At 52.7% G+C, this 2,749-nt stretch carries 2 protein-coding genes and 1 rRNA gene; 2 read left to right on the top strand and 1 reads right to left on the bottom strand.

Features of this window, described 5'->3' with window-relative positions; translation table 11 throughout:
* The first annotated feature begins 204 nt into the window (after positions 1-204).
* Positions 205-378 (top strand): DUF1488 family protein, encoded by a 174-nt coding sequence (locus ACMX3H_RS00045; protein WP_415209322.1) that lies wholly within the window; start codon positions 205-207, stop codon positions 376-378.
* A 111-nt stretch (positions 379-489) separates the two neighbouring features.
* Here ACMX3H_RS00045 and ACMX3H_RS00040 read toward each other — a convergent pair whose 3' ends face one another.
* The gene (locus tag ACMX3H_RS00040) at positions 490-1,068 is read right to left on the bottom strand and encodes a gamma carbonic anhydrase family protein (RefSeq protein ID WP_415209321.1); all 579 of its coding nucleotides are present in this window, start codon (positions 1,066-1,068) and stop codon (positions 490-492) included.
* A gap of 464 nt (positions 1,069-1,532) precedes the next feature.
* Here ACMX3H_RS00040 and ACMX3H_RS00035 point away from each other — a divergent pair.
* Positions 1,533-2,749, top strand: a 16S ribosomal RNA gene (locus ACMX3H_RS00035); the annotation flags it as partial.

Genomic DNA, 2,749 nt, shown 5'->3' with positions numbered 1-2,749 from the left:
AGCTTGGCAATGGATACGCCGAGCTGGAGCGCCTGCTCAACCAGTTTAATGTTAAAGTCCAGCGGGAAATTGGGACGACGTCTTGAGAGTTTTGGTGGGGTTTGTTTCATGAATTGCGCCCATTAAAAAAATAATGGACATCATCTTCAATAACTTGATGGAGAATTAACAGACGGCGCTGGGCGTACGCTTACGGTGGGCGGGATGCGCGCGGAGTGCCAAGTCAGCGCGGGTTGGTTATGTAGCCGCTTTTTGTCCGCGGCTGATGAGTCCAATCCTCTCGCGCTCTTTCGTCAGCATCGCCTGGACGTAGAGGATACAATGGAGTCGCTTATCGCTCAGGGAATGGATATTGACGGCCGATACTGCTTATCCTGAAACAATGGCACATGACCAAAGCTTTAAGCAGGAATGCGTTTTTCGATGCCAGAAGCGCTATCCCTAAAGCTACGCCGATAAAAATGCCAGGGTCGCGCGATGATAATAAATTTAACGTCCTTCTACAGGCGGCCGCAGTTCATCTGCCTGGGTGAGATAGTCATCCTTCCACTGTACATAATTATTGGCCGAGTAAATGAGATTACCGATTTCCGCGGGCGTCAGGTGACGGACTCGCCGCGCCGGACTGCCAAAATAGAGATAGCCACTGTGTAGGCGCTTACCGGACGCCACCAGGCTTCCAGCGCCAATGATGACCTCATCTTCAATGACGGCGCCATCCAGAATAATGCTTCCCATGCCAATCAGGACACGATTGCCGATCGTGCAGCCATGCAACATGGCTTTATGCCCCACAGTGACCTCATCACCAATAATCAGGGGATGTCCCGCCGGGTTGCGCTCGGAGCGATGGGTCACGTGTAATACGCAGCCGTCCTGAATATTGGTGCGCGCGCCGACTTGCACGCGGTTGACGTCGCCGCGAATAGCGACCAGCGGCCAAATACTGACATCGTCGCCGAGGGTGACATGACCGATGACCACGCTGCTGGGATCGATCATGATCCGCTTGCCGAGTTGAGGGAAGGTGTCTCGGTAAGGGCGCAGCGGTCCAACGTGCTGAGGCATGATAAGGATCCTTTTGTGGGGTACTGAATAGACTGTATCGTCTCAAAAGCGTTTGTGACAACCTTTCCTTGACCGCCATTTGCCGTTTTTGCGCAGACGATCGCTTAAGATCAAAGCGGAAGGGATGAAAAATAAACAGTCAGCGGCAAAAGATCAAAAAAGGCTTGTGCAATAAATTCGGATCCCTATAATGCGCCTCCATCGACCGGTCATGTGAATATCATCACAGTGAACGGGAGGGTTCAGAAACAGGCGAAACGGCTTGACACTGAATTGAGAAAGGCGTAGTATACGCCACCTCGCGCCAGCCGGATTCCGGCAGCGCAGCGTTCTTTAACAATTTATCAGACAATCTGTGTGGGCACTCACAAGACGATATCGACACACGAAATATCAAGTCTTGAAGAGTGAACAAACGAATATTCATACGAATACCAGTTTTAATTCTTTGAGCATCAAGCTTTTAATTGAAGAGTTTGATCATGGCTCAGATTGAACGCTGGCGGCAGGCCTAACACATGCAAGTCGAGCGGCAGCGGGAAGAAGCTTGCTTCTTTTGCCGGCGAGCGGCGGACGGGTGAGTAATGTCTGGGAATCTACCCGATGGAGGGGGATAACTACTGGAAACGGTAGCTAATACCGCATAACGTCGCAAGACCAAAGTGGGGGACCTTCGGGCCTCACACCATCGGATGAACCCAGATGGGATTAGCTAGTAGGTGGGGTAATGGCTCACCTAGGCGACGATCCCTAGCTGGTCTGAGAGGATGAGCTGCCACACTGGAACTGAGACACGGTCCAGACTCCTACGGGAGGCAGCAGTGGGGAATATTGCACAATGGGGGAAACCCTGATGCAGCCATGCCGCGTGTGTGAAGAAGGCCTTCGGGTTGTAAAGCACTTTGAGCGGGGAGGAAGGCAGTGGCGTTAATAGCGCCATTGATTGACGTTACCCGCAAGAAGAAGCACCGGCTAACTCCGTGCCAGCAGCCGCGGTAATACGGAAGGTGCGAGCTTTAATCGGAATTACTGGGCGTAAAGCGTACGCAGGCGGTCTGTTAAGTCAGATGTGAAATCCCCGGGCTCAACCTGGGAACTGCATTTGAAACTGGCAGGCTAGAGTCTCGTAGAGGGGGTAGAATTCCAGGTGTAGCGGTGAAATGCGTAGAGATCTGGAGGAATACCGGTGGCGAAGGCGGCCCCCTGGACGAAGACTGACGCTCAGGTACGAAAGCGTGGGAAGCAAACAGGATTAGATACCCTGGTAGTTCACGCTGTAAACGATGTCGATTTGAAGGTTGTGGCATTGAGCCGTGGCTTTCGGAGCTAACGCGTTAAATCGACCGACTGGGGAGTACGGCCGCAAGGTTAAAACTCAAATGAATTGACGGGGGCCTCGCACAAGCGCTGGAGCATGTGGTTTAATTCGATGCGACGCGAAGAACCTTACCTACTCTTGACATCCAGAGAACGAGGCAGAGATGCCTTGGTGCCTTCGGGAACGCTGAGACAGGTGCTGCATGGCTGTCGTCAGCTCGTGTTGTGAAATGTTGGGTTAAGTCCCGCAACGAGCGCAACCCTTATCCTTTGTTGCCAGCGATTCGGTCGGGAACTCAAAGGAGACTGCCGGTGATAAACCGGAGGAAGGTGGGGATGACGTCAAGTCATCATGGCCCTTACG

The organism is Sodalis sp. (in: enterobacteria), from assembly GCF_047607725.1.
Taxonomy (GTDB): Bacteria; Pseudomonadota; Gammaproteobacteria; order Enterobacterales; family Enterobacteriaceae; genus JBLKSS01.
This window is presented reverse-complemented; position numbering and strand designations above follow the sequence as displayed.